13 protein-coding genes are annotated in these 24,885 nt (G+C 52.8%); 3 read left to right on the top strand and 10 right to left on the bottom strand.

The genetic code is table 11. From position 1 onward, the window contains the following. Positions 1-420 precede the first annotated feature (420 nt). Positions 421-1,014, top strand: a complete 594-nt coding sequence (locus Q6A92_RS10065) for a lysozyme family protein (RefSeq protein ID WP_332238032.1) — start codon at positions 421-423, stop codon at positions 1,012-1,014. Positions 1,015-1,164: 150 nt separating this feature from the next. On the opposite strand, the gene Q6A92_RS10070 is transcribed toward Q6A92_RS10065, so the two are convergent. Further along, positions 1,165-2,586, bottom strand: coding sequence for an NAD-dependent succinate-semialdehyde dehydrogenase (locus tag Q6A92_RS10070; RefSeq protein WP_274397882.1), 1,422 nt, complete (start codon positions 2,584-2,586; stop codon positions 1,165-1,167). A 230-nt stretch (positions 2,587-2,816) separates the two neighbouring features. After that, positions 2,817-3,662 carry a YitT family protein gene (locus Q6A92_RS10075; protein WP_274397659.1) on the bottom strand — a complete coding sequence of 282 codons (846 nt, stop codon included), beginning with the start codon at positions 3,660-3,662 and terminating at the stop codon, positions 2,817-2,819. A 278-nt stretch (positions 3,663-3,940) separates the two neighbouring features. Between Q6A92_RS10075 and Q6A92_RS10080 the strand changes: the two genes are divergently transcribed. Beyond that, positions 3,941-4,501: a hypothetical protein gene (locus tag Q6A92_RS10080; protein WP_332238034.1), complete on the top strand. Its 561-nt coding sequence runs from the start codon at positions 3,941-3,943 to the stop codon at positions 4,499-4,501. 119 nt (positions 4,502-4,620) lie between these two features. On the opposite strand, the gene Q6A92_RS10085 is transcribed toward Q6A92_RS10080, so the two are convergent. From Q6A92_RS10085 to Q6A92_RS10100, 4 genes are all read right to left on the bottom strand, one after another. Next, entirely contained in the window at positions 4,621-7,878 is a 3,258-nt protein-coding gene (locus Q6A92_RS10085) for an efflux RND transporter permease subunit (protein ID WP_274397661.1), read from the bottom strand. A 427-nt stretch (positions 7,879-8,305) separates the two neighbouring features. Continuing rightward, positions 8,306-9,043: an ABC transporter permease gene (locus Q6A92_RS10090; protein WP_332238035.1), complete on the bottom strand. Its 738-nt coding sequence runs from the start codon at positions 9,041-9,043 to the stop codon at positions 8,306-8,308. Next, the gene (locus Q6A92_RS10095) at positions 9,043-9,774 is read right to left on the bottom strand and encodes an ABC transporter ATP-binding protein (RefSeq protein WP_443029717.1); all 732 of its coding nucleotides are present in this window, start codon (positions 9,772-9,774) and stop codon (positions 9,043-9,045) included. The genes Q6A92_RS10090 and Q6A92_RS10095 overlap by 1 nt, the downstream gene beginning before the upstream one ends. Beyond that, positions 9,771-9,998 carry an AbrB/MazE/SpoVT family DNA-binding domain-containing protein gene (locus tag Q6A92_RS10100; protein WP_274397664.1) on the bottom strand — a complete coding sequence of 76 codons (228 nt, stop codon included), beginning with the start codon at positions 9,996-9,998 and terminating at the stop codon, positions 9,771-9,773. Before Q6A92_RS10100 ends, Q6A92_RS10095 begins: the two co-directional genes overlap by 4 nt. Before the next feature lie 401 nt (positions 9,999-10,399). On the opposite strand from Q6A92_RS10100, the gene Q6A92_RS10105 reads away from it, so the two are divergent. Beyond that, positions 10,400-11,284 carry a hypothetical protein gene (locus Q6A92_RS10105; RefSeq protein ID WP_332238037.1) on the top strand — a complete coding sequence of 295 codons (885 nt, stop codon included), beginning with the start codon at positions 10,400-10,402 and terminating at the stop codon, positions 11,282-11,284. A 224-nt stretch (positions 11,285-11,508) separates the two neighbouring features. Here Q6A92_RS10105 and Q6A92_RS10110 read toward each other — a convergent pair whose 3' ends face one another. Genes Q6A92_RS10110 through addB form a run of 4 tightly spaced genes read right to left on the bottom strand, consistent with a single transcriptional unit; the run spans position 11,509 to position 23,335 of the window. Next, the gene (locus Q6A92_RS10110) at positions 11,509-14,910 is read right to left on the bottom strand and encodes an SMC family ATPase (protein ID WP_332238038.1); all 3,402 of its coding nucleotides are present in this window, start codon (positions 14,908-14,910) and stop codon (positions 11,509-11,511) included. Then, entirely contained in the window at positions 14,897-16,102 is a 1,206-nt protein-coding gene (locus Q6A92_RS10115; RefSeq protein WP_332238039.1) for an exonuclease SbcCD subunit D, read from the bottom strand. The genes Q6A92_RS10110 and Q6A92_RS10115 overlap by 14 nt, the downstream gene beginning before the upstream one ends. Then, on the bottom strand, positions 16,099-19,845 hold the full coding sequence (gene addA, locus Q6A92_RS10120; protein ID WP_332238041.1) for a helicase-exonuclease AddAB subunit AddA: 3,747 nt from the start codon (positions 19,843-19,845) through the stop codon (positions 16,099-16,101). Before addA ends, Q6A92_RS10115 begins: the two co-directional genes overlap by 4 nt. Continuing rightward, entirely contained in the window at positions 19,829-23,335 is a 3,507-nt protein-coding gene (addB, locus tag Q6A92_RS10125) for a helicase-exonuclease AddAB subunit AddB (RefSeq protein WP_332238042.1), read from the bottom strand. Before addB ends, addA begins: the two co-directional genes overlap by 17 nt. Positions 23,336-24,885: the final 1,550 nt, after the last annotated feature.

Raw genomic sequence — 24,885 nt, forward strand, 5'->3', positions numbered from 1 at the left:
TATCCTTCCTTTTTTATGGTCTCAAAGAATCAGCTTATAAGCTGATTCTCCATTTACACAAACTATCATACACTCTCCATTTATCGGTCGTGGCTGAAGTTTATCATCATGGAAACGAAATGCTATCCGTTTTTCAAGAGACAGACAGCCTCGGGAAGCGGCGAATCATTCATTGGCGGCACAGTATGACAATGAGCCGAAGAGATGTTCTTTATTTTGTTAAACGAGCGGGGACTCTGCTGATGATGCCCGGAAAATCGGAAAAATCGGCCGATGGCAGAACGGCAGTCCGCCCGGGACCGGTCAGGAACTTTTTGTCAACAAAGTTTAATAGTCATAACGGACTGAAAAAGCGACCGGCCGATGAATGCTATAATGTAATAAGCAAGAATCTTCACTTTTGCGCAGAGGGATGTTGGCATGAAAAAATTTATAATCCTGCTGTTCTCCCTGCTTTCCGTGATCGGCGTTTCTTATTTGCTGCTTTTTATTATTTCCAGTATATACAGTCCCCAGGCCGATCACGTTCCTTTCTTGAATGATAACCGGGTTATCAGCCCCACGATTGAAAGCTACCGGCCGCTTTTTCAGAAATATGCTGAAGCAAACGGAATCGGACAGTACACAGACTTGTTGATGGCTTTGGCGATGCAGGAATCAAAAGGAAAATCGCCCGACATCATGCAGGCCTCGGAAAGCCTGGGCCTTCCGAGAAACACGATTAACAGTCCGGAGGCAAGCATCAAAGCGGGAACAAGCTATTTTAAAAAAGTGATGGAACGATCCGGAGGCAATGTCCGCCTGGCCCTGCAGAGTTACAACTTCGGGATCGGATTTACCGACTATGTCAGGCAGCACGGCGGCAGATTCACTGGTGCGCTTGCCGTGAAATTTTCCGAGCGGAAAGCAAAGGAGCTGGGCTGGGGAAGCTACGGGGACCCCTACTACGTCGACCATGTCATGCGCTATTACAACAATGAAAAATTAAAACAGGCGCTGACAAAGAAAAATTAACGGTGCGCCGAGATCAAAAACGGGAAACCGGCTGTGAAACTGCCGATTTCCCGTCTATTTGATCCGAATTTTTCAGCGAAAAGATTGTTTGCCGGGCGATCCCTCTCCGGTTTCCGGGCGGCTCTTCTGTCAATCCGGAACGGTTCCGCCTCAAATTCTCAGCGAAATATATTTATGCTCCAGATACTCTTCAATACCCTCGGATCCGCCCTCGCGGCCAAGCCCGCTTTGTTTGACGCCGCCGAACGGCGCCTCGGCTGTCGACGGCAGGCCGTCGTTCCAGCCGACGATGCCGTATTCCAGTTCCTCGGAAAGCCGGGTGCCCCGTCCAACATCTTTCGTAAAGAAATAGGCGGCAAGTCCGTAAGGCGTGTCATTGGCCAGTCTGATCGCCTCGTCGATCGTTTCGAACTTCTGGATCGGGGCAACCGGACCGAATGTTTCTGTATGCATGATCTCCATGTCCTGATTCGCATTTTTCAGAACGGTCGGCTGATAGAAATAGGCGCCGTGCTCCGCAGTTCCCCTGCCGCCGGTCAGCAGTTCGGCACCTTTTTCCAGTGCATCCTTTACCTGTCCCGTTACTTTTTCATAGGCCTTGCCGTCAATCAGCGGACCAAAATTGACGTCTTCATTCAAACCGTTGCCGACTTTCAGCGTCGACCGGACGGCAGCGACATATTTCTCTGCAAAGGCGTCATAAACTGCCGACTGGACAAAAATCCTGTTGGCACATACACATGTCTGGCCGCTGTTGCGAAACTTGCTCGCGATCGCCTGTGCAACGGCGACATCCAGATCGGCATCGTCACAGACAATCAGCGGTGCGTGCCCGCCCAGTTCCATGGAGACTTTCTTAATCTGCTCGGCCGATGCCTTCAACAGACGGCGCCCGACCTCCGTTGAACCGGTAAAGGTGATTTTGCGCACTTCATGGCGGGCCATGAACGCCTCGGTGATCGGGCCGGGCGCGCCGCAGATGACATTGAATACGCCCTTCGGGATGCCTGCCTGCTCGCAGTATTCCGCTATTTTCAGGGCTGTCAGCGGTGTCTGGCGCGGCGGCCTGACAATAAAAGTACAGCCCGCTGCCAGCGCAGGAGCCATCTTGCGCGTGATCATAGCCGCCGGAAAGTTCCAGGGAGTAATCGCCGCAACGACGCCGACCGGCTGCTTGATCACTTTAATCCGCTGATTCGCAGCCGCACCGGGAACAGTCCGGCCATAGACACGCCTTCCTTCTTCCGCGAACCACTTCAGAAATGATGCGGCATAGACAGCCTCTCCTCTTGATTCTCTGAGCGGCTTTCCGTTTTCAATCGTCATCAGCCGCGCCAGCTCTTCTTTGTGCTCAATGATGAGATTGTACACCTTCATCAGCAGATCGCCTCGGCTGCTTGCCGTCAGGTGCGACCATCCGGGAAAAGCCGCGCTTGCCGCATCGATGGCCCGCTCTGCTTCTTCCCTGCCGGCAGAAGGAACCGTGCCGATCACTTCGCCGGTCGCCGGATTCGTTACCTCAATTTTCGACAGATCCCTGCCGGCCCATTCACCGTCAATGTAGTTCAACATGTTAAAATCATTGTCTGACAATTTATAGTCCTCCCCTGAAAATAGCTTATAAAATCATGAATCCCCTTTCATTATCCGGCACACTGCATTCCGGAGCAATTAAATTGACTTCTTTTTCTGTTAAAGACAGTCATGTTTTCAATTCTTCCGGTGCGGTGAATCATAGCAATCCATCCCGGCGGTCTCCTAAGCGGCCCGCGCCTTCGCAGATTTTCTAAAAGCAGCCCCGTCTATTTATCTTTCCTGAACAGGCCGAATACCGCCGTCGTTTCAACGACATTGGTAAAAGCAAGCGGATCGGCAAAGCGGACGACACGCTTCAAATCATAAAGCTCATAACGCGTGATCACAATCATCAGGACTTCTTTATCCTGATTAGTGAAGCCCCCTTTCGCCGGAATGCGTGTGATGCCGCGCTCAAGCGCGGAATAAATCGCCTTCTGTACTTCTTTGCCTTTATTTGTCACAATCCATGCGGTCAGCTTGACATATCTCGTATGGATCGCGTCGACCACCCGGCTGCTCACATATAACTGGAGGAGGGTATAGAGTGCTCTGCGCCAGCCGAAAAAGAATCCCGCCGACAGAATAATCAACGCGTTGAGCGCAAACATATACACTCCGATCGGACGGTCCTTCGCACGCGACAGAATCATCGCGATGATATCCATTCCGCCGGTTGAAGCGCCGAATTTGAGTGTCAGGCCGACACCGGTTGCCTGAACCACGCCCCCGAAGACCGCATTCAGCAAAATATCGCCGGTCAGCGGATACAGCGGAATCAGAGCCATGAAAAAAGTCGTCAGCGCAACGCTGACTATACTGTACAGTGTAAAGCGATGCCCAACCTTAATCCACCCGACCCAGGCAACTGGAATATTCAGCAGCAGAAGCAAAAGCCCGGTACTGATATGGACCGCTGTCGGCTGAAGCAGCGCGGAAATCAACTGGGCAATACCCGTTACGCCTCCCGAGAGGACTTTAGCCGGAATCAAAAACAGGTTCAGCGAAGCGGCGTTGAGAAACGCACCGATCGTAACAATAGCGAGCACCTTGATTTCATGATAGACAGCCATGCCAACCTCCCTTCTCGATTACCTTTTCGAATTATTTTTGACGAAAATCAGATTGATCAGTCATCGTCCGTTTTCCACAATCGGTATTTAAAAACAATTAAATTTCCATTTTTATCACTTACAAAATTACCACATTGCCGGAAAATGCTCAAACGAAATTCCGGGCTGCTTCAATAAGGAATACTTCCCTTAAAGGGATATTTTATCGCGTTTCCGTCAAAGCTGTAAATAGAGTGATGCTGTTTCACAAATTCAGAATGCAAGCAGGAGGTCTTTGAATGAAACGTCTCTCTTTATTTTTCATTGCACCGTGCCTGGCCGCCTCCATTTTGATCCCTTCGGCAGCCCACGCGGCCGAATATCCGCCGCCGGTGCCGCACGGCAACGCTGCCCACCTTAAATCGGATCGGCAAAAATGGCTGAATCAGGTCATTGACGAGTACGCTTCCCCCGATCTGAAGACGAGGCTGAAGAAAGATCTGGCCGTCCACGAACAGCTATTAAATGAATGGAAAAAAACGCCCGCCTATCAGAAACAAAAAAATGAATGCCAAAAGAAGAGAAAAAGCTTCGATCAGGCAGATAAGCAGAAGATCGAGAGCATTCAGAAACGGTTTGAAGAAGGAAAAATTTCCAAAAAGCAGGCTCAAAAAGAACTGGCCGCGCTCCACGGAAAACAGGCCGGAAGGCACGGCGTTTTCAGAGAGCTGAAATCCGCCGTACAGAATAAGGACCGGACCGCCGTTCAGGCTGCCCTTGAAAAGCTGGATCAGAAGCTGAAAGGATCTAATCAGCGGCTGCAGCGCAAAATTTCCGATCAAAGCGGAGCGTCATCATAAAAACGGCAAGGAGCGTCTCAGAGTCGAAAGATCGACCGATGAGACGCTCCTTTTTAATTTTATAAAAATGGATCTTTCGGCAGACCGGGGCCTTTCAAACGGCTTCGGTTTATCCTCGACTATTCGGCGCTTTCCTCTCTTCTGCTTTTCCTCCCGCCGCGCAATTTCATCAAGGTTTCATAGACAATCGGGACGATGACCAGCGTCAGAATCGTCGAACTGGTTATCCCGCCGATGACCGTGACAGCCAGGTCTTTCGAAATCAGGCCGCCGCTGCCTTCCATGCCGAATGCCAGCGGGAGAAGTGCGCAGATCGTCGCGATCGCCGTCATCAGAATCGGCCGGATTCTCGTTCCGGCAGCCTCGAGAAGGGCCTCCCTCGTTCCAAGCCCTTCTTTTTCTTTATGGATGACCCGATGGATCAGCACGACCGCATTTGTGATGACGATGCCGATCAGCATCAGCGCGCCGATCATCGCCGACACATTGATCGTGTCACCGCTGATCAGCAGGGCAACCAGGCTGCCGATAATGGCAAACGGAAGTGAAAACAGGATGGCAAGCGGCGCCAGGCCGCCGCCAAAGGTCACGACAAGGACAAAATAAACGATGACGATCGCCGCGAGCATCGCCATACCGAGCTGGCTGAACGAATCACTCATTTGTTGTGTGACACCGGAGAATGAAACACTCGTCCCGCTCGGAAGCTTTATTTTATCAATCTTCTTTTTCAGATCCGCCGTTACCCCCGATACATTCTTCGCCGTGACGTTCGCCGTAACCTGGGCATAAAATTTGCCGTTGCGTTTTGTGATCGACTGCGGCGACGATCCTTTCTGAACCCCGGCAATATCGCTTATCTTCACTTGGCTGCCGGTGGCGGATGCAACTGTCTGACGGGTCAGATCGCCGATGTTGCCGATGCCGGAATCGCTGTCGGTTTTCAGATAAACATTCAGGTCGCTGCCGGACGGCCGTTTGATCGTTGTCAGCGACTGATTATTCGACATGCTGCTCGACTGCATCAGCGCCTGGGCAATCTGGCCCGCGGAAACGCCGTACTGTCCCAGTTTTCCCTGGTCCGCGGCAATCGTGTATTGATCATAGGATTTGGAAAGGCTCGATCCGGCCTGAGAAAAATTGCCGTCTCCGGCAACAAGATCGACCAGATGATTGACTACGGGGCGAAGATCGCTCATCGAGTTTCCGTACACATACAGGGTCAGTGTGTTCGAACTGGAACTGCCGGAACCGAAGTCCTGCAGCTGCCAGTCTCCCCGGTTCGAGACCTTTTTCAGGTTCTTGATTGTTTTGTCCTGAAGCTTTGTAAAATCAGGTGTGCTGTCTTTGTAAGAGACAAAGAAGAGGGCCTGATTAGCCGAAGACTGGAACATGGCAGTCGAACTGGAACCGCCGATCGAGTACTGCATTTTTGTCATGTTCTTGTCGGACTGCAAATATTTTTCGGCCTGACGGGCCACTTTTTCCGTATCGGCAGCGGTCTGGCCCGGATCGGGATTATAAGTGATGATCATCTGTTTCTGTGTATCGTTCGGCAGGAAGCTGGAACCGATATGCGGAATGAGAAACAGGCTGGCAACAAAAATGACAATCGCCGAACCAAAGACGATGATTTTATGATTGAGCGCACCGTTCAGGAGCCGGCGGTAAAAGGATGCCAGCCTGCCCGGATTGTCTTCGCTGTGCGTCTTCTTTTTCAGGCCTTTGTGAAACATACTGTCCGACAGCATCGGCACCACGGTGATCGCGACAAGCAGCGAAGCAAGCAGGGAAAAAACGATAGTCAGGGCAAAAGGCAGAAAGATCTGCCCGATCACCCCGCTGACCATGGCCATCGGCAGGAAAACGGCAATGGTCACGATTGTCGACGACATAATCGGGATGAACATTTCGTATGCCGCTTCTCTGATCAGTTCCCTGCCTCTCAGTTTTTCTGTCGACAGCGACATTCGTCGATAAATATTTTCAATCACGACAATGGAATCATCGACGACACGCCCGATGGCAATCGTCATCGCTCCGAGTGTCATGACATTAAGTGTCACGTTCAGCTGCTTGAGCACAAGCAGAGCGATGAGCAGCGAAAGGGGAATCGAGACAACGGAAATCAAGGTTGTCCTTATATTTCTCAGAAAGAGCAGAATGACAAGCATCGCAAAGATGGCACCGAAAATCGCTTTCTCAAGCATTGTGCTGACCGATTGCTGGATCGGCTGCCCCTGATCATACATAGAGACGGCCTGAACGCCGGAATTATTCTTTTCAAACTTGGCGATCTGCGCCTTGACGCCGTTGACGACATCCACCGTATTTGCATCCTGTCCTTTGACGACCGACAAACCGATTGACTGTTTTCCGTTCGTCCGCGAGATGGATTCCGCTTTCTGCTCGTAGGTGACATCGGCTACGTCCGAAAGGCGGACGGTCGGCAGCTGGCTCATTTGAACCGCCGCACCTTGTCCCGCGGCTGCAGCAAGTGAACGGCTGCCGCTCTGTGAGCCCGCTGCTCCCGACTGGGTCCCGGTTCCCTGCATCGCTGCAGATCCTGCAGCGGCTCCCGTACCGGTCTGCCCGGAACTTCCCGTCATCCCCTGAGAAGAGGCTGCACCCTGGGAAACGACCGGGATCCTAATATTTTTCAAATCATTCACCGACTGAATATTGCCGCTGACAACGACCGATTTCTGGCTTTTGCCGATCGTATACAGCCCGAGCGGTGTTGACAGGTTGTCCCCCTGAATCAGGCTGACGACCGTACTTTGATTGAGTCCGTATTTTTTCAACTGGGCCGCATTGAAAGAGATCTGAACGTCTTCAGTCTGCTGTCCGGAAAGTGTGACGGAGGAAACGCCGCTCACGCTCTCAACAGCGGGGAGCAGATCATTTTGCACTTTATCGGTCAGCTGGCCCAGCGACTGCCCTTTCCCGGTAATGCTCAGGCTGTATACCGGCATCGCGTTCATGCTGATTTTCATGACATCGGGTTTCTGTGCCTGAGCGGGCAGCGAGAGCTGATCGACAACTCCTTTAATATCATTGACGGCCTGATTCATATCCTGGTTGTAGTCATATTCGACAGTAATGGAGGACATGCCTGTCGCCGATGTGGAGCTGACATTCTGGACGCCCGGAAGCGTTTGAAGCTTCTGCTCAATCGGCTGGGTAATGCTGCTGTCGACTTCGTCAGGCGTCGCTCCCGAGTAGATCGTCGAGACGCTGACGACCGGAATATTGAAATTCGGCATCGTCTCCATTTTCATATTCATGCCGGCATAGATTCCGCCGATAATCACCATCAGTGTGAGCAGCCAGACGGCCAGTTTGTTGTGCATTGAAAAAGAAATTATTTTTTTCACTGAATCCACTCCACTAAATTTTTTGATTCAATCTGCATACATTTTTCAGGACCCTGTATTATGTAATCGATCCTTTCTTCCGTTACTCCCCCTTTCTGTTTCTATACTAGCCTCAGGCCGTATGGTTGCGGAACAATCTGCAGGTGTACCGGCCTGTAAGACTTTCGGCGTAGTTTATAAAGCGATCCGTTAAAATCACGGATATTTATAGGATAAAGATTCTCAGTAAAGCGACTGTAAATAAATTGTAAAAGATTGTAAATCCATACCGGGTTAACGTAACTCTTAAACGCTACCATAAGCAAATAGAAGATTGCGAATCAAACAGCTCAGATTTTTCAAAAAACATTCTGCAGGCGGATGCGTGAAAATCGCGTTATCGGCTGGCACAATACAGCCAAAAACGCGATCATTGAGCACATTTATTTTATTGCGTGTCGCTGTGCATCTTTTTATTAAAAACAACTATTGCGAGAGAAAGAAAAGCCGCTGCGTAAGCAATAACCCACCAGAGGTCGGGAAAAATCGACGCGTAGTTTCCGGCAACTGCCGACCGTGCAGCTTCTACCGCGTGGACAAACGGCAATAGATCCGCAACGGTTTTGAATGTGCCGCCGACCAGATTCAGGTCAAACCATGTTCCACTCAGCCACGCGACCAGATTGGTCAGCAATGCGCCGCAGACGCCGCCGACCTGTTTGTCCGTAAGCAGGCTTCCGGCCAGCAGTCCGACCGCGATAAAAAAGACGGCGGCAGGAATAAGTACAATGAGTGCAAGCAATAGATTAAGAGTTGCGGACAATCCAAGGAAAAGGGAAGCAATAAAACAGATGATGATTTGCACGATCGCCATGGGTAAAAGCGGTATGGTATAACCGAGTATAAAATCGGATGCGGAAAGCGGCGAAGCGAACAGCCTGATCAGAAATGAGGTGCTTCGATCCTTGGCGATCAACATTCCGGAAAAGAGTGAAATAAAGGAAAGCCCAAAAACGGCGATACCCGGAGCCAGCTTTTCAATTTTAAACAAATCGACCGGAACGTTAGCCTGGATGGCGGACAACAGAACGAGCAGGACCAGCGGAAAACCGATGCCGAAAGCCAGATTTAACGGGTCTCTGAGAATTTCTTTACGATTGCGCGAAGTAAAGGCCAGCATTTTCATCATGAAACCTCGTTTTCCGATGCCAGTGCAATAAACGCATCTTCAAAGTTTTCCTTTTTTGTCTTCGACATCAGCTCCTTTGCCCTTCCGACTGCTTTTAACCGGCCCTTTGCCATGATGGCGATTCTGTCGGAAAGTGCCTCCGCCTCTTCAAGATAATGGGTCGTCAGAATAACGGTAACCTTGCCTTTCATTTTTTCGATGATGCTCCAGAGACTGCGCCTGGCAAGAACATCCAGTCCGAGCGTCGGCTCGTCGAGGAAAAGAATCTGCGGATTTGAAATGAGTGCCATGGCAATACTGAGCCTCCTCTGCCAGCCGCCCGATAAAGTTTTTGCTTTGCTCTTCGCAATCTCGGAAAGTCCGAAATATTCAATCATTTTCTTCGCCGTTTCCGCCGCTCTCTTTCCGCCGCTTCCGTAAAGTCCCGCGATCGTCTCCAGATTTTCTTTCACGGTTAAATTCGGCGCGACCGCTGTTTCCTGCGGTGAAATATTTATTTTCTGCTTGATCGCAGCCGGATTCGTGAGGATGCTGTTGCCGAGCAGCACAGCGTCGCCGTCCGTCGGCCTGCAAAGGCAGGAAAGCATTTTGATCGTCGTTGTTTTCCCTGCGCCGTTCACGCCGAGCAGGGAAAACAGTTCGCCCTGCCCGATCGACAGATTGAGCCGATCAACCGCCTTTTTTCCTTTATATTTTTTAGTCAAATTGATCGTTTGGATAGCGATCATTTTCTATCATCCTCCCCTCGCTTCTGTGCATCAAATATCGCCCTTGCAAAATTCATGTAGTCGTCATTTTTTACAATCGCAATGCCTCGCGCCTCATCGCCCAATAAAAGCAGCGTATCTCCAGGTTTAATCTGGAAAATATCGCGAGCTTCTTTTGGAATCACAATCTGTCCTTTTTCTCCAACTTTTGCCGTCCAAATATACTTGCCCTTCGGATTTGCCATCTTTTACTCCTCTTTGTATGTTTAGTATAATTTGTATAACTAATCATACCATAAATATGTAAATAAAAGACAAACAAAGAGTAAAAATTTATAAAACTAAGTATCTCCCACCTCGTCTAGCCGAAACGAAGCATGAATGCGTTATCTGCTCCTCTGGAAGACGAATAACTGCGATGCGGGCCCCGACAGGCTTCTCTGAAAAATGAATCAACGCTGAATTTCGAAGCCGCGCCAATCGGGGACCTAGAGCGCACCGAAATGCCCGAAAGTCGATCCGAACAAGGAGAGCCGCACTCAATCATGAAAAAGTCGCGCCAAATCGTCAGAAAGTCGAGCCGAAGTTGAGCAGTCGAGCCGAAACACCGTGAAACCACGTCGAACCAGACCGAGGGCAAGCCGAAATGCAAAATGATCCTGTTCCAGGAGATTTATCGGTCGGGATGCACGGGGGATCGGTCGCAGCAGCCTTTTTTTCGGTCGGTGTGCACGGGGTATCGGTCGCGGCGGCTCTCTTTTTCGGTCGGCGTGCACCGGTTATCGGTCGCAGCGGCTCTCTTTTCGGTGGTGTGCACGGGGGATCGGTCGTGGCTCTCTTTTTCGGTCGACATGCACCAGTTATCGGTCGGAACGGCTCTCTTTTCGGTCGACGCACGGGGTATCGGTCGCAGCAGCCTTTTTTTCGGTCGGGATGCACGGGGGATCGGTCGCGGCGGCTCTCTTTTCGGTCGACATGCACCGGTTATCGGTCGGAACGGCTCTCTTTTCGGTCGACATGCACCGGTTATCGGTCGCGGTGGCTCTCTTTTCGGTCGACATGCACGAGTTATCGGTCGCGGCGGCTCTCTTTTCGGTCGACATGCACCAGTTATCGGTCGGAACGGCTCTTTTTTCGGTCGACGCACGGGGTATCGGTCGCAGCAGCCTTTTTTTCGGTCGACATGCACGGGGTATCGGTCGCGGCGGCTCTCTTTTCGGTCGACATGCACCGGTTATCGGTCGCGGCGGCTCTCTTTTCGGTCGACATGCACCGGTTATCGGTCGCGGCTTTCTTTTCGGTCGACATATCCTATTTAGGCGCAACGATCCTCGTTTCAGAGAGGAGGCTTGGCTCTGGAAATATACAGCGGCTATTGCTGAAAGCAAACAAAAAAGACGAAACTCCTCAGCGTATCGTCTTCTCCAGATTCTCCAGCAAAGATCGCTTCTTAACAATAACCGTTTCAAAACTCCGATATCGTCTGTCCGGTGCCGATCACTCTGAAAGAAACACGGATCGCCCGATGTGATCGAATGATCGCTCCTATGCTGTAAGCAAGAAGTTCCAGTCCGTCTTACGCGATTATGGCATCGCTTGATCATGATTGCTCCTATGCCGTAAGCAAGAGAGGGGCCTGCCTTTTTCAGATATTCATATCCGAGCTTAAAGAAAGAATTCTCACATAAAAAAATCCGGCAAAAGGGACCGCCGCATGGATTCATGCGGAAGAACCTGGATTTACCGGGCTTTCTGTCACAGAACCTCCATTCTGACACGGCTTCCGCGTCCCGAAGGCTGTGCCGGTTCGACAATCAGCCTTCTCGGCAGCCGTTCCCTCATTTCGGGTACGTGGCTGATTACGCCGATCGATAACCGCCGCATGTGCAGTTTTTCGAGCGCCGTTACGACTGTATCCAGAAGATCAGGGTCGAGCGTTCCGAAGCCTTCGTCGAGGAAGAAGAATTGCAGGGGCACATTGCCGCGCAGCTGAATCTGTTCCGACAGCGATAAGGCAAGAGCGAGCGATGTCAGAAACGTCTCGCCTCCCGAAAGCGAGGAGACCGGCCGCCGGATGCCGCCATTACCGTCATCCCGGATGCGGAATCCTCCCGATTCATCAACCTCAAGTGCATAGCGGCCGCGCGTCAGATCGGCCAGCCGTTTTGAAGCAGCCAGGCAGACCTGCTGCAGCTGCTCTTCTGCCACGAATTCGACGAATGCATTGCCGCGAAAGACACGCTGCAATTTTTCAAATTGATCGGCCTCTTTCTGCGTCCGTCTGCGTTCCGATTCAAGCTGTTTAAAGAGGCTGTGTCTTTTTTCCAGGTCTTCCAGCCCCCTGGCATCCGCTCCGTACTGTTCGCTCAGCGTCTCGACTTCCTTTGTCAGACGGCTGCAGCTCTCCTCCGCTTCAGCCAGTTTCCCTCTGTCCGCCGATCTGCCTTTCAGCTTTTCTGAAAGCGACTGCAGGTCTGAAACAAGTCTTGCTTTCTCTTTTTCAAATGCGGCAATCTCTCCGTTAAACGCGATCCGCGTCTCTTCGGGGAGATGGGCGGCCAGCACGTCTTCTCTTTTTTCAAAACTCGAATGCGCGATCCGTTCGTTCCACCTTTCTTCAGCAGACCGCTGGGACCTTCCCGCTCTTTCTTTTCTATCCGAAGCATTGTTAAACTGTTTATCCGCCTCAATGCGGACAGTGAGAGACTGCTGCCATTCCCGGTAGCTGTTCTCACGATTTTCTTTCATTTGTTCGAGCAGCCGGTTCAGTCGGGATAATTTATCTTCGATCGGGTCGTCCTCCGCCAGATTGAGGGCCTTTAAAGCAGCTGCATCGCGGGCAGAGGATTTTTCGGATCCATCCATTCTTCCCTTTATTTCATTCCACTTCGCTTCAAGCCGGTGAATTTTATCCTCATTCGCGGTCAGTTTCTGTTCAATCACGCCGCGCTCCTGCCTTGCCTGAGTCATCTCCGTCCGGATCTTTCCGACCTTACTGTCCGAATCCAGCATTTTTCTGTACACATCCTGAATTCGATCTATCGGCGGGAATTGATCAGGCCAGCGGTTTAGCCGCTCTTCCATTTCCTTTTTGCGCACCAGCGCCGCATCTTGTATCTTTTTCTTTTCTTTTTCATAAAAGTTAAGCTGTGCTTCCAGGGAAAGGCGCGCCGTCTCCGCCTGCCGTGCTTCATTGGACAAACGGTCAAGCGTTTCGCCGACGTCCAGCACATCTTGCTTCATTTCCCTGACCGCCAGCTCCGTTTCTTTCAGGACCGGTTTCAACCCGGTCTTTTCCCAGTCGATAAAATCGGCACCTGCCTCAGCCCCGTCAGAGGATCCTGTGTGCAAAGCTTCGGGAGACAGCGTTTTAAATGCCGCAGATTGCTGCTCCAGCCGATTAAGGCATATCCCGGTCTCCTGCTGCTGCAGGCCTAAAGATTCGTCGGCTTTCTGATAGAAACGAATCAACCGAGTGATGGATCCCTCATCCGGATACTTTCCGGCCGCCGCCGGATGCGGATGGTGCACCGCTCCGCAGACCGGGCACGGCTCTCCGTCCCTCAGCCCTGCAGCCAGATCCAGTGACAGCCGATGTCTGATCGCCGCCTCCCGTTCCTTTTCCGTCTCTTCTCTCTTTGTTTTCAGATAGGTGCGGGCCAGCCTGATCTGCCCTCCGATCACGGTAGCCCGATTATAGACGGTCTGATAGCGTTTAAACAGCTGTCCGCCCTTTTCATTGAGCAGCTTCCTGTTTCCGCCGAGCCGCTCGCGCTCGTTGCTGCATTCCAGCCAAACCTTCTGATTCTCCGCCCATTCTTTTCTTTTTTCCTTCAAATAGGAATCGATCTGCTCGATCGCGTTTTTTTCATCCAGGGCTTTATGAACGGCAGTTCGGCGCTCGCCTGATATTTCTAGCTTTTGAAGAGACTGCTCCAGCTGTTCCAGTTTATTTGAAAGTTCCTCTTTATGCTGCTGCTCTCTGCCGGTCGATTGCCGGCAGCCGTTTATGTCCTGTTCAAGCTTTGCCAGCGCAGCCGCATCGGCGCTTATTTCACTCCGGACCCGAGTCAGCCGCCGCTTGATCTCAAGTCCCTGGACAAGCTGCTGCTTTTGCCCGGAAAGAAGCGGACCGCGCTCTTCCTCATCTTTCTTTGCTTTTTCGTAGACCTTTCTCTTTGACTGCTCGTCCGATTCGGAAGCCGCAAAACATTTTTCTGCCTGAACGGATACTTCATCAGCTTCCTGATATTCTTTTTCCGCAGCTGTCAGCGCCTCAAGATAGGGCAGTATCTTTTCCGCGGCGTTGTTCCGTTCGAGCAGCCGTCTTTTTTTCTCAACGGCGGGCTGCTCATCAAGACGGAGCTGCAGGGCTGCTGCTTTTGCCTTTTTTTCTTCCTGATAATCCCATATTTGCTTCATTTCATCCCGCTCAAACCGCTGTTTTTCAAGTACGGCCTTTTTCCCGGCAAGCTCTCCGCTCACTTGGTGCAATCGCTCGCGCAGCTTTTCCACCGCTTCTTTCGAGGCATCGCCAAGCACGGTTTCTTTCTCCGAAATCAGAGTCAGCCGCTGTTTCGCCGCATCGGCATGTCTTTTCAGCCTTGCCGTCAGTTCGTCCCCGTACTTTTCCAGATGGAAAAGCCGCTGCAGCATCTGCCGTCTCTCGTTTCCTTTCAGTGACAGAAATTCCGAAAATTTGCCCTGAGGCAGTACCACGGCACGGGTAAAATCATCATGCGTCAGTCCGAGAATCTCCTGAACCTTCGCCGTGAGGTCGCGTTCTTTATCGGCCAGAACCTCCGTTCTCTCGCCCAGTCTCATCAGCCGGCAGCTGCCCGCCCTCATTCCGCCGTCTTTTTTCCGTTTATAGCTCCTCTCGGCACGGTAGCGTACTTTTTTCTGCCCGGCCAGTTCAAACGTGAAACCGACAGAAAGCTGATCTTCCAATTGGTTGAGTATGCCCTGCGTATTGTTGGCGGCGCGCTCCACAGTGCCGTACAACGCCAGGGTGACGGCGTCCAGAATCGTCGATTTTCCGCTCCCGGTCGGACCGAAAATGCCGAAGATGCCGTCCGCGCACAAAGATTCGAAATCGACGTGCTGAACGTCGCGGAAACTGTTTAACCCTTGAATCGTCAGTTCAACCGGTTTCATGATCATCGCTCCCCGCTGCGGCTTCCTTCTCCGCCTCATCTTCTTCAATCATCTTCAGAAAAAGCTGAACCAGCTCCGGACCCGGTTCGGCTCCGTCCGTATGATCTTTATAAAAACGAATGAACAGCTGATCGATCGGCAGATTCGACCGGCGGATGCCGCCGTCCTCCTCGGGAAGGCTGCCGTAAATCGGCCGGATGCCGACAAAATGGCCGTTTCTCCTGCGCAGTGCCTGAATCTGATGCATGTCCAATGCTTCATCCAGACGGATTTCAAGATCAATCCAGGCTCCTTCGTCACGCCCTTCCCCGAGCCAGCGCAGAACCTCGTCAAGCCCGTTTTCCGCACGCCAGCGGATGAGCGGCCGGCCGGATGTCAGCCGGACGGTTTCGACAGACACCGCCTTCCCCGGCTCCGCATCGAGCACGGTCACCGATTTGGGCTGATCCGATTCGGAGAAGCTGTAGGCGAGCGGCGACCCGGCGTAACGCGTCAATACGGGTGATTTTTCCATCGTCTGCGGCCGGTGCAGATGCCCCAGTGCTACATACTGGGCCGCACCGGGAAATGAGGCGGGGTCAACCGTATAAGCGCCGCCGACCTGTACCGGCCGTTCGGAATCGGATTCCCGTCCGCCCGCCGCAAAAACATGCGTCATCAGCACATTGACCGTATTCTTGGAAAAAGAACGCGCATGTTCATGAAACAGCACGGCCAGCCGATCGTTATAGGCCTGCTGAATGGCTTTTTCCTCGTTCATTTCGCTCAGGCATTCATTCAGCCTCGACTCGGAGGGATAGGGAATCGCTCCGACCACCAGCCGTTCGCCGGTCCGGGCAATCGGTATGGAAAGCGGGGCGGCAACGGGGCGGCCGATAATCTTAATCCCCCTCTTGCCGGCGAGCGGGCGTGAAGCTTCCAGCCGGTCGGGGCTGTCATGATTGCCGGCAATCACAATGAGCGGCCTTTCTCCGCCTTTTGCCAGCCGTTCCGCAGTTTCATAGAAAAGCGCTTCGGAAACGGCCGGCGGGTTCACCGTATCGAACACGTCTCCGGCCATCAGAACGGCATCAATCTGTTCCTCGTCCGCAATCCGGCAGATTTCATCCATGACTGCTTCCTGTTCGTCTTCACGCGAGCGGCCTTCAAGCATGCGGCCGAGATGCCAGTCAGCTGTGTGCAGCAGTCTCATACACTCTCCCCCCGTTCCCCCGATAGATCGACAAAATATCCGCCGTCAAAAGCATAAAGTCCCACCCGTGCAACCGGCCGCCTCCAGATTTTTTCGATCGCCCGGCGGTAAAGATCCAGTTGTACATGATAGCGCCTTTTCAGTTCTTCTCTCGCCAGTTTTTCTTCAGGAAAGCGAGGGGATAAACGGTCGGTTTTATAATCAAGAAGTGTCAATTCTCCCTCTTCTTCAATAATACAATCAATGACGCCCTGGACCAGCACCTGTTCTTCTCCTTTCTGGTCCGGCTCCCAGGACGGATAAACCTGATCCGCATCAAGGACCAGACTGAAAGGACATTCCCGTATCACCTGATCCGCATTTTTCATTTTGCTGCCGATCGGAGACAGAAAAAACCGTGCGACCGCGGCGGCGTCCAGACTATCCGCCTGCTCGGGGGTTAATATTTCTTTTTCAACAAGCTCAAGTTCCTGTATTCGGATTCCTTGCTCGTCGGCCGATCTCTTCAGATCGAAGTGCTGCATCAGGATATGCAGTGCCGTTCCGCGTTCTGCGGGCGACAGATCGCCTTTCTGCAAGAAATGCGGGCGCTCGCCTCCGATTTCCCGGAACCGATCGGCAAGCAGCCGGTCGTCCTGGCCTTCGCTGAAATACTCTTGCTGCGACCTGATCTCGGTGACCGTCTGTTTGGCCATATAAATCGTTGCCTGGCGCTGCGGATAGGTCCAGCCGAGCCGGCGGCCGATTCCCTCATCCTTATCCGAATGCGGCTCCACTTTCTGCCACTGTCTCAGGTGCTCCAGCCGGTCGCGGTCCTCCCTCCGTTCTGCCGCTTGATCGGCGGCCATGCGGACGCCTGCGATCATACTGACTGTCCATGAAGACCGGTCGCGGGAAACAGCCGTCCGGTCGGGGATTCCGCCCGCCAATTCATGGAGCGCCTCCGCCGATTGGTGGCGGATCACGCACGGGCCGATCCAATCAAGAAATGAGGAAACAGCGCCGCGGATGTATTCCGGAAGCAGCCAGTCGCGGCAGTGCAACGCTGCGGCCCACTGATGCACCTTTTTTTTCGCATCGGGGACAGAGCTGACAAGAATCAACTTTTCTCTGGCTCTTGTGACCGCGACGTAGAGGATCCGCATTTCTTCGGCGACGGCATCCGCTTTCATCCGTTCCCTGATCGCGAGGAAAAGCAGTGTCGGCACGCTTTGACGTTGATCGGGGTCGATCCAGAGCGATCCGAAGCCGAGCGTTTTATGCAGCAGCGCCGGAGCCGCCGTATCTTTTAAATTGAATTTTTTATTAAGCCCGGCCACGAAGACAATGGGAAATTCAAGGCCTTTGCTCTTATGGATGGTCATAATTCTGACCACATCTTCCTGCTCGCTCAGCGCACGCGCCTCACCTAAATCGCCGCCGTTCTCCCTCATGCGGGCAATGAACCTCAGAAAACGGAATAATCCGCGGAAAGACGTTTTTTCATATTGCTCCGCCCGGTCATAAAAGGCCTTGAGGTTTGCCTGACGCTGTGTTCCTCCCGTCAGGCCCCCGACATAATCGTAATAGCCGGTGTCCCGATAGATTTGCCAGATCAGCTCGGAAACCGGACGGCTGACCGATCTGCTTTTCCACGCCGACAGCTTTTTCAGAAAACCGGCCAGAGTATCTGCAAGTGAATCGCCGTTTTCTCTGATATAGCGTTTGACGGCTGTATAATAGGCGCCTGCCCGATCTGCCATGCGGATCCGGGCAAGCGCGTCGCCGTCCAGACCGACGATCGGGGAGCGGAGCACGGAGGCAAGCGGAATATCCTGATAAGGATTGTCGATGATCTGAAGAACGGAAAGCATCACGGACACTTCAACCGTGTCAAAATACCCCTTCGACAGCTCGGCATAAGACGGAACGCCGTATTGCCCGAGCACATCTTTCATGACAGCGGCCGATGTGTTCGCCGACCGCATCAGGATAGCGATATCGCGATAGCGTACGGCCCGCATTTGCCCAGCGGAACGGTCGTAGACCTGAAAAGCGGGTCCGGAACCGTCTCCGATCATTGCCCGGATCCGATCGGCGATTGCCGCCGCCTCCAACTCGGTCGCGTCAGGATCGTCCTGATCCGTTCCGTCGTTTTCTCCGCGGTCCGCACGGTCAATGAGTTCAAGATCGACGGGCCTCTCCCCGGAAGGATAATTTGCTCCGCAGCGCAGTTCGGCATTGGCGTCATAGTCCGTTCCGCCCGTCGCTTCATCCATCACCTGCCGGAACAGAAAGTTCGTTCCGTCAACCACTTCCGGACGGCTGCGAAAATTGCTGGACAGATCAATTTTTATGCCGTCTGCAGCAGGGTCTGAAAACTGCCTGTACTTTTCAGTAAAGAGTCCGGGTTCCGCCAGTCGGAAGCCGTAAATACTCTGCTTCACATCGCCGACCATGAACAGATTGCCTCCCTGCCCGCCGTCTTTTGTGATCAACTGGATAATCGACTCCTGAACCCGGTTCGTATCCTGATATTCGTCCACCAGAACTTCTTCAAAGCGGGCGCGATATTGTTCCGCAACAAGGGAAGGCTGCTCATTGTCGGGAGACGAGCCTTCCCGGCGCAGAACGGCCAGGCATTCATGCTCCAGATCCGAAAAGTCCAGCAGTCCTCTCCTTCGTTTTTCTTTTTTGAAAAACGCCGAAAAATCCTGGACGAGCGCCCTCAGAAGCGCGACGGACGGAGCCATGTCCCTCATGTCCTGAATGCTCTCCTGCGGCGATCGGGCAAACCATTGCTGCTGAAGATCGGCGATTCTTTTCTTCACTTTGTCGCGTATTTTTTTTACCTGGTCCCTAAGCCCGGCATCAACATCCCGGCCTTTGCAGGCAGGCATTTTCCCAAAAACGATATTCAGAAAGGAAAATCGGAGTGTTTCCCAGCTTGCGCCGGTTTGCGCGGCCAAAGCGCGAAGTGCGGCAATATCTTTGTCAAGTGCTCCCGCATAGACCGCCGGGCCGCCCGTTTCATCACAGAGATGTCTTGCTTCTTCCAGCGCCGCAATGCCGGATAAAACATATCGATTCAGCGCTTTCTTCAGATCCCCGATCCATTCAAAATCATCAATTGACACATCGCTGCCAAGCCGGTAGGCTTTCACCATCCGGTCCAGCCATTGATCCGGCCAGGGATTGCTGCGCGAAAAATCGTATAATCTGACAATCAGCCGGCGGAGGGCGTCGTCGCTTCGGTCGCCCGAATATTGATCCGCCAGTCTGTAAAACGCGGGATCATCCGAGGCATACCGTTTCTCAAGGACGTCGTCCAGCACTTCTTCTCTTAACAGGGCGGCTTCCGTCTCGTCAAGCAGCCGGAACCCGGGATCAAGATCGAGGAAATAATAATATTTTTTAACCACGGACATACAGAAAGCATGCAGCGTCATGATCGACGCCTTGCTGAGCAGCGTCCGCTGCCTGCGCAGGAACAGATCTTCAGGATGTTCGGCAAGCTCCTTCTCCAAGGCACGTCCGATTCTTTCCCTCATTTCCGCCGCCGCCGCTTTTGTAAACGTGACAACGAGCAGATCGTCAATATTCACCCGCCGCCTGCGGTCGGTGATCTTACGGATAATGCGCTCAACAAGCACCGCCGTTTTTCCCGATCCGGCCGCCGCCGCCACTAAAACATCGTGCCCGCATTCATTAATGGCCTGCCACTGCCGGTCTGTCCAGCGGCTGTTTTCAGGCTTCATGATCATTGGGATCACTCTTTTCTTTATTTAACATAAAAAGGACCTGGTCATCGGGCAGTCTCTGCAGCTGGCGGAACGCATTTCCGGGCTGCGACCGGTCGAATTGGCAGACAGGGCGGTACGGACAATAGGTGCAGGGGACACGCTCCCTCAATCTGTAAGGAGCGATCCGGACATCGCCGTCCGTAATCCTGTTTCCAACCTGCTTCATCATATTTTTGGCGTGATGTCTCAAAGCATCGAACTCTTCAGCTCCGGCGACAGAAGAGCCTTTATAGAATTCTCCGTTTTTCTTGATGCCGAACGGAGCGATTGCGGACTGGCCGCCCGCCGCCGCACGGTCGGTGAGGCGAAGCGCGGCCTCATCCTGCGGAAGCAGCCCCTTCATCCTGAAACTTTTGTAGATCTCCTCCTCCAGCGCGTCCGCCGCAAGCTTGTCCGTAAGACGCAGGAAGGGATTGTGTACATGAAAATAAAGGACGCCTGCGGGCTCGGCCTGAACGCCAAGCCATTGCTTCGAATAAGTAAGAACGACGTCAAGATAAGTCAGCATTTGCAGCGCCAGTCCGTAATAAACATCGGTCAGGCTTAAATCCGTGCTGCCCGACTTGTAATCGATGACCCGCAGCAGCAGGCGGTGATCCGCATCTTCCGCCTTATCGACCCGGTCAATCCTCCCGACGATCTCCATCCTGCATCCGTTTCGAAGAGAAAATTGCAGCGGCGGAAGCGGCCGGCCGGGGCCGAAGGGCAATTCAAGACTGAGCGGAGAAAAGCCGCTGGCCTGTGCATGGCGGCGCATAACCCGGGCAACCCGGGCGACAACCTGGGTCAGTTTGTGCTGCATATAGTGATTGCGGCTCGAACGGACCAGAATGCGGCGCTGCAGTTTCGGGGCCAGAAATGACACGGTTTCCGCGGCAAGCCGGTCGCAGTCTTCCGGCGACAGATCGCTCCATTGCCGGCGAGCCTGCTGAATCTGTTCGGTCATTCGTTTGATTGCCATATGAAAAAGCTGGCCGATATCCGGCGCTGCCAGCCGGAACACTTCCCTCTCGCGCAGTTTCAGCCCGTAAGAGGCAAACTGGGAAAACGGGCAGGAATTGAACTGTTCCATCCGCGACACACTCGCCTGAATTGTTTCTCCATAGAGCGCGCGCGCGGTTTCCTGGCCGAGCCGTTCGCCGTTTTGCGAAAAAAGGGCGGACAGAATGCGTCGCGCCGCGGCTCCCCATTTCTCCTGATCTATAAACCAGTCATAAACGTCCCACCAAAGACCGGCGATCCGGTATCCGTTCTGCCATTCACGGATCTGCGAGGACAGAAAGCCGATCGTTTTCCGGGGAGTATTGACAAAACCGAGCTGCTGCTCAGCGGAAAGCAGGCGCGGCTCCGCCGGCGACAGTCTGGCGGAAAGGCCGGGGAACAGCCGTTTCAGCCGGCCGATCAGCGGGGACGGTTTGAGCGATTCGCCGTCTTCCGAAGCAAGAGGAAAGGATAAAAACAGCCTTTCTTTCGGAAGAGACAGCGCACGGAAAATTAATTCATTTTCCGCAGCCATCCGGCCCGTTTCCCCGTCCGCGACATGCATTCCAGACGCTTCGAGGCTGTCCCGGTCCTCGTCGGAGAACAGCCCCTGTTCCGAAGGTTTTGCCGGAATCACGCCTTCATTAACGCCCAATAGAAAAACAGCTTTCAGTTCCGACGACCGCATCCTGTCCATACTTCCGACCAGTACTTGGTCGAGTGCCGGCGGAACAAGGGCAAATTCCAGCGCATCGAGGCCGGTATCGATAATTTTTGAAAAAAGTTCAAGAGAAATATTCTCCTCGCCTGCGCCTTCGACACACTGGTCCAGCATGTCTGCGACCGCCTTCCAGACCTGTCCGTGCTCTTTCGCATCCGACAGTCTTCCCGAACTTTCGGCCGCCCGCGCCATTCTTTCCAATTTGTCGGGTATCGCAAGCCCGATCATAAAATCATAGAGGACCGTACACTTTTCCCGTACGGTCGATGCGGATTTAAGTTTTTCTTCAAATGATGCGATCGGTCCCGCAACAAGAAAGCGCAGACGATTTATCCGTGCTTCGGCCTGCCGCTCTTTTTCGGTCTGCTCGTGCTGATCTTCTTCCAGCCCGCGATAAACTCTGTAACTCCACGGATCGGCGCCCGTCCATTTCTTTTCCCCGTAAATGCCGTAGGCCATGACATAGTTTTCCAGCTCGTCCATCGCCTCGCGCATTGCCGGAAGGCTGCTGCCGGGGGGAATCAGAAGATTGGTTTTAACGCAGCGGAAAACCGGTTCATAGCGCCAGTTCTGCTGAATCGCCTCGAGTGCGGAACGAATCAGCTCAATGAGCGGATGATGACGCATCGGCCTTTTCTGATCAATAAAAGCGGGGATACCGTAGTCGGCAAAAACCGTTGCAATCAGGTTGCGGTAGTCTTCCAGATTACGCACAAGCACGGTCATATCGCGAAACCGGAAGCCCCGGTCGCGGGCGAGTCCCAGAATATCCCGGGCCGTCTGTTCAACTTCTTCGCGACGGTTGACGGCCTCGGTCAGTACGAGCCCTTCCGTACTGCGCGATTCGCGAATGTGCGGCTGATCGAGGCAGCGTGTCAGATGCTGCAGTGCAGGCGTCTGCGCACGCAGCGGTTCAGTTTTGATCACTAAGGGTTCGAGTTCCAGATTTTGTTCTTCCGCATACTCCTTCAGCTGGAGAAAGAGGCGGGCGGGATGGCGGTAAACCGAGAATTCTTCCGGCGGACGATCGTACGCTCTGTCAATACCAAGTATGACCGTCATCCGTCTGGACGTTTCCATCAGTTCTCCGACAACCCGCTGTTCCTCGGGGGTCATCGTCTGGAAACCGTCGACCCAGATTTCGGCGTTCTTCAAAAAATCCGTCTCGGCAATTTTCTCAACCGCCAGCCTCAGATAATCATCGCTGTCAATATATTTGCCGGCAAGCGCCCTTTCGAAGGATTGATAAACAATCGATAAATCGTGAAGTTTATCTTTCAGGAGCAGATGTCCTGCGCTCTCCCCGCCAAGCGCCGCCGCTTGTCCGGCGATCTGTTCGGGTCTCAGACGATAGCGTTTGAATTCGGCCAGCGTATCGCCGAGCAGACGGTAGAAACCGCTCTGTTCCGCCGCCTTTTTAAAAAGATGAAGCTGATCTTTGTTTTGTTCAACAATTTTCCGCAGCAGCATGGCAATCCCCGTCTCATTTAAGTGATAGCGGGTGATGCCCCCGGATTGCTGGAGGACGCGGAACGCAAGGCGGGGAATGCTGAAAACATTCAATCGTGTCATACCCCCGAAGCCATCCGTTCTGGCGAAATCATATTCCGTATTGAAAGTCATGTGGTCGGGAACGAGATAAATCAGCGGAGAGCCCGACGGATTTTCCCGGATCAGCGTTCTGACTTCTTCCATACAGGACGCGGTTTTTCCGGTTCCCGGACGTCCCAGAATAAAGCGTACAGACATTTATCTTTCCTCCTCCCGCCGTCTCAGATCAAAAACTCTAAAGGAAAAAGCTGACTTCATTATATCACATCAAGAACATCTGTTCTATTCTCTTCGGCCAGTCTTTGCTGCTGTCGGAAGCGCTATCCCGTTTTATCAATCAAAAAAGCCGGCAAAGGCCGCCGGGCGCTGAAAAAAAAACAAATATGGGTGCTCATTCTCCTGTCGTGCTGTCAGATGATGATCGACTTCTCCTAAAACCGCAATCTCTTGAAAGACGGAGAACGTTTCCGCGATCAACAAACTTCCATAACAATTTGATAGATCAGGTGCCGTGATCGATAAACCGTGCATATCGACCGATAACTCACAGCGGCGACCGATAAATCCGGCGCCATGATCGATAAATTGAGTTGAACGGTCGATAAACCGGGTATACCTGCTGAAGACCGATTAAGCGCCGACAACGACCGATAGACTTCCGGAAACGATCGATAAACAGCGCCTAACGACCGATAAACTCCCGGGGACGACCGATAAACTGCTAAACTCCCTGCCACGGTTGGATTCGGTGCGACTTCGGCCTGGTTCGGTGCGACTCCCCGGCGATTCGGTGCGACTTCGGCCCGATTCGGTGCAACTGTTCTGCATTTCGGTGCGGCTGTAGCCTGATTCGGTGCGACCCCTCCTGTTCGGTGCGACTTCCCGGCGATTCGGTGCGACTTCGGCCCGATTCGGTGCGACTCCCCAGCGATTCGGTGCGGCTGTAGCCTGATTCGGTGCGACCCCTCCTGTTCGGTGCGACTTCCCGGCGATTCGGTGCGACTTCGGCCCGATTCGGTGCAACTGTTCTGCATTTCGGTGCGACTATTGCAGGATTCGGTGCGACCCCTCCTGTTCGGTGCGACTTCCCGGCGATTCGGTGCGACTTCGGCCTGGTTCGGTGCGACTCCCCGGCGATTCGGTGCGACTGTAGCCTGATTCGGTGCGACCGCCTGCTACTAACAGCCGATCAACCTTTTACCGCGGTTGATCGATCAATCAGGGTCGAGCTTGCTGTTCTGATTATTCGCACTTATTGATTCCAGTCTGTTGATTTTCTGGCTATTACTGTCGATTTTCCGAACGTTTCTGTCGATTTTCTTCCATTTACTGATGATATGAGCTTTTTATCGATGATAAATAATGTTTTACTGTTGATATCTAACGTTTGCGAATGCATTTCACCACAATTCACAGGAATTCGCGGCGGGCCGAAAAAAAAGATCGGACGTTTCCGCTATGCAACGCCTGTCCGCGCAGGATAACCCTTTTTTTCAGTGAAATAAAATCGTCATTCGCAGAAACATTCAAAAGAATAGACCGCCGCCCGTGCCAAGCGATCGCTTTCCGGAAGAATCGCCGGCATTTCCGCGCCGCAGCCCGACTGAATAGATGGGGCCATTAAAGCCTATATTCCGGGATCTGCGAAGATTTTTACTCTTGTGATAAAAAAACTATAATACAAAAAAAGAAGACAGACGAAGCGGGCCGCTGTATCTGTTCAGTACGGCGGCCCGCTCTTTTATACT

The sequence above is a fragment of the Sporolactobacillus sp. KGMB 08714 genome (genome assembly GCF_036598985.1).
GTDB lineage: Bacteria > Bacillota > Bacilli > Bacillales > Sporolactobacillaceae > Sporolactobacillus.

Excerpts from the sequence above, each read along its gene's own strand:
- Q6A92_RS10065 (WP_332238032.1), top strand. The coding sequence starts at position 421 with ATGAAAAAATTTATAATCCTGCTGTTCTCCCTGCTTTCCGTGATCGGC.
- Q6A92_RS10070 (WP_274397882.1), bottom strand. The coding sequence starts at position 2,586 with ATGTTGAACTACATTGACGGTGAATGGGCCGGCAGGGATCTGTCGAAA.
- Q6A92_RS10075 (WP_274397659.1), bottom strand. The coding sequence starts at position 3,662 with ATGGCTGTCTATCATGAAATCAAGGTGCTCGCTATTGTTACGATCGGT.
- Q6A92_RS10080 (WP_332238034.1), top strand. The coding sequence starts at position 3,941 with ATGAAACGTCTCTCTTTATTTTTCATTGCACCGTGCCTGGCCGCCTCC.
- Q6A92_RS10090 (WP_332238035.1), bottom strand. The coding sequence starts at position 9,043 with ATGAAAATGCTGGCCTTTACTTCGCGCAATCGTAAAGAAATTCTCAGA.
- Q6A92_RS10095 (WP_443029717.1), bottom strand. The coding sequence starts at position 9,774 with ATGATCGCTATCCAAACGATCAATTTGACTAAAAAATATAAAGGAAAA.
- Q6A92_RS10100 (WP_274397664.1), bottom strand. The coding sequence starts at position 9,998 with ATGGCAAATCCGAAGGGCAAGTATATTTGGACGGCAAAAGTTGGAGAA.
- Q6A92_RS10105 (WP_332238037.1), top strand. The coding sequence starts at position 10,400 with ATGCAAAATGATCCTGTTCCAGGAGATTTATCGGTCGGGATGCACGGG.
- Q6A92_RS10110 (WP_332238038.1), bottom strand. The coding sequence starts at position 14,910 with ATGAAACCGGTTGAACTGACGATTCAAGGGTTAAACAGTTTCCGCGAC.
- Q6A92_RS10115 (WP_332238039.1), bottom strand. The coding sequence starts at position 16,102 with ATGAGACTGCTGCACACAGCTGACTGGCATCTCGGCCGCATGCTTGAA.
- addA (WP_332238041.1), bottom strand. The coding sequence starts at position 19,845 with ATGATCATGAAGCCTGAAAACAGCCGCTGGACAGACCGGCAGTGGCAG.
- addB (WP_332238042.1), bottom strand. The coding sequence starts at position 23,335 with ATGTCTGTACGCTTTATTCTGGGACGTCCGGGAACCGGAAAAACCGCG.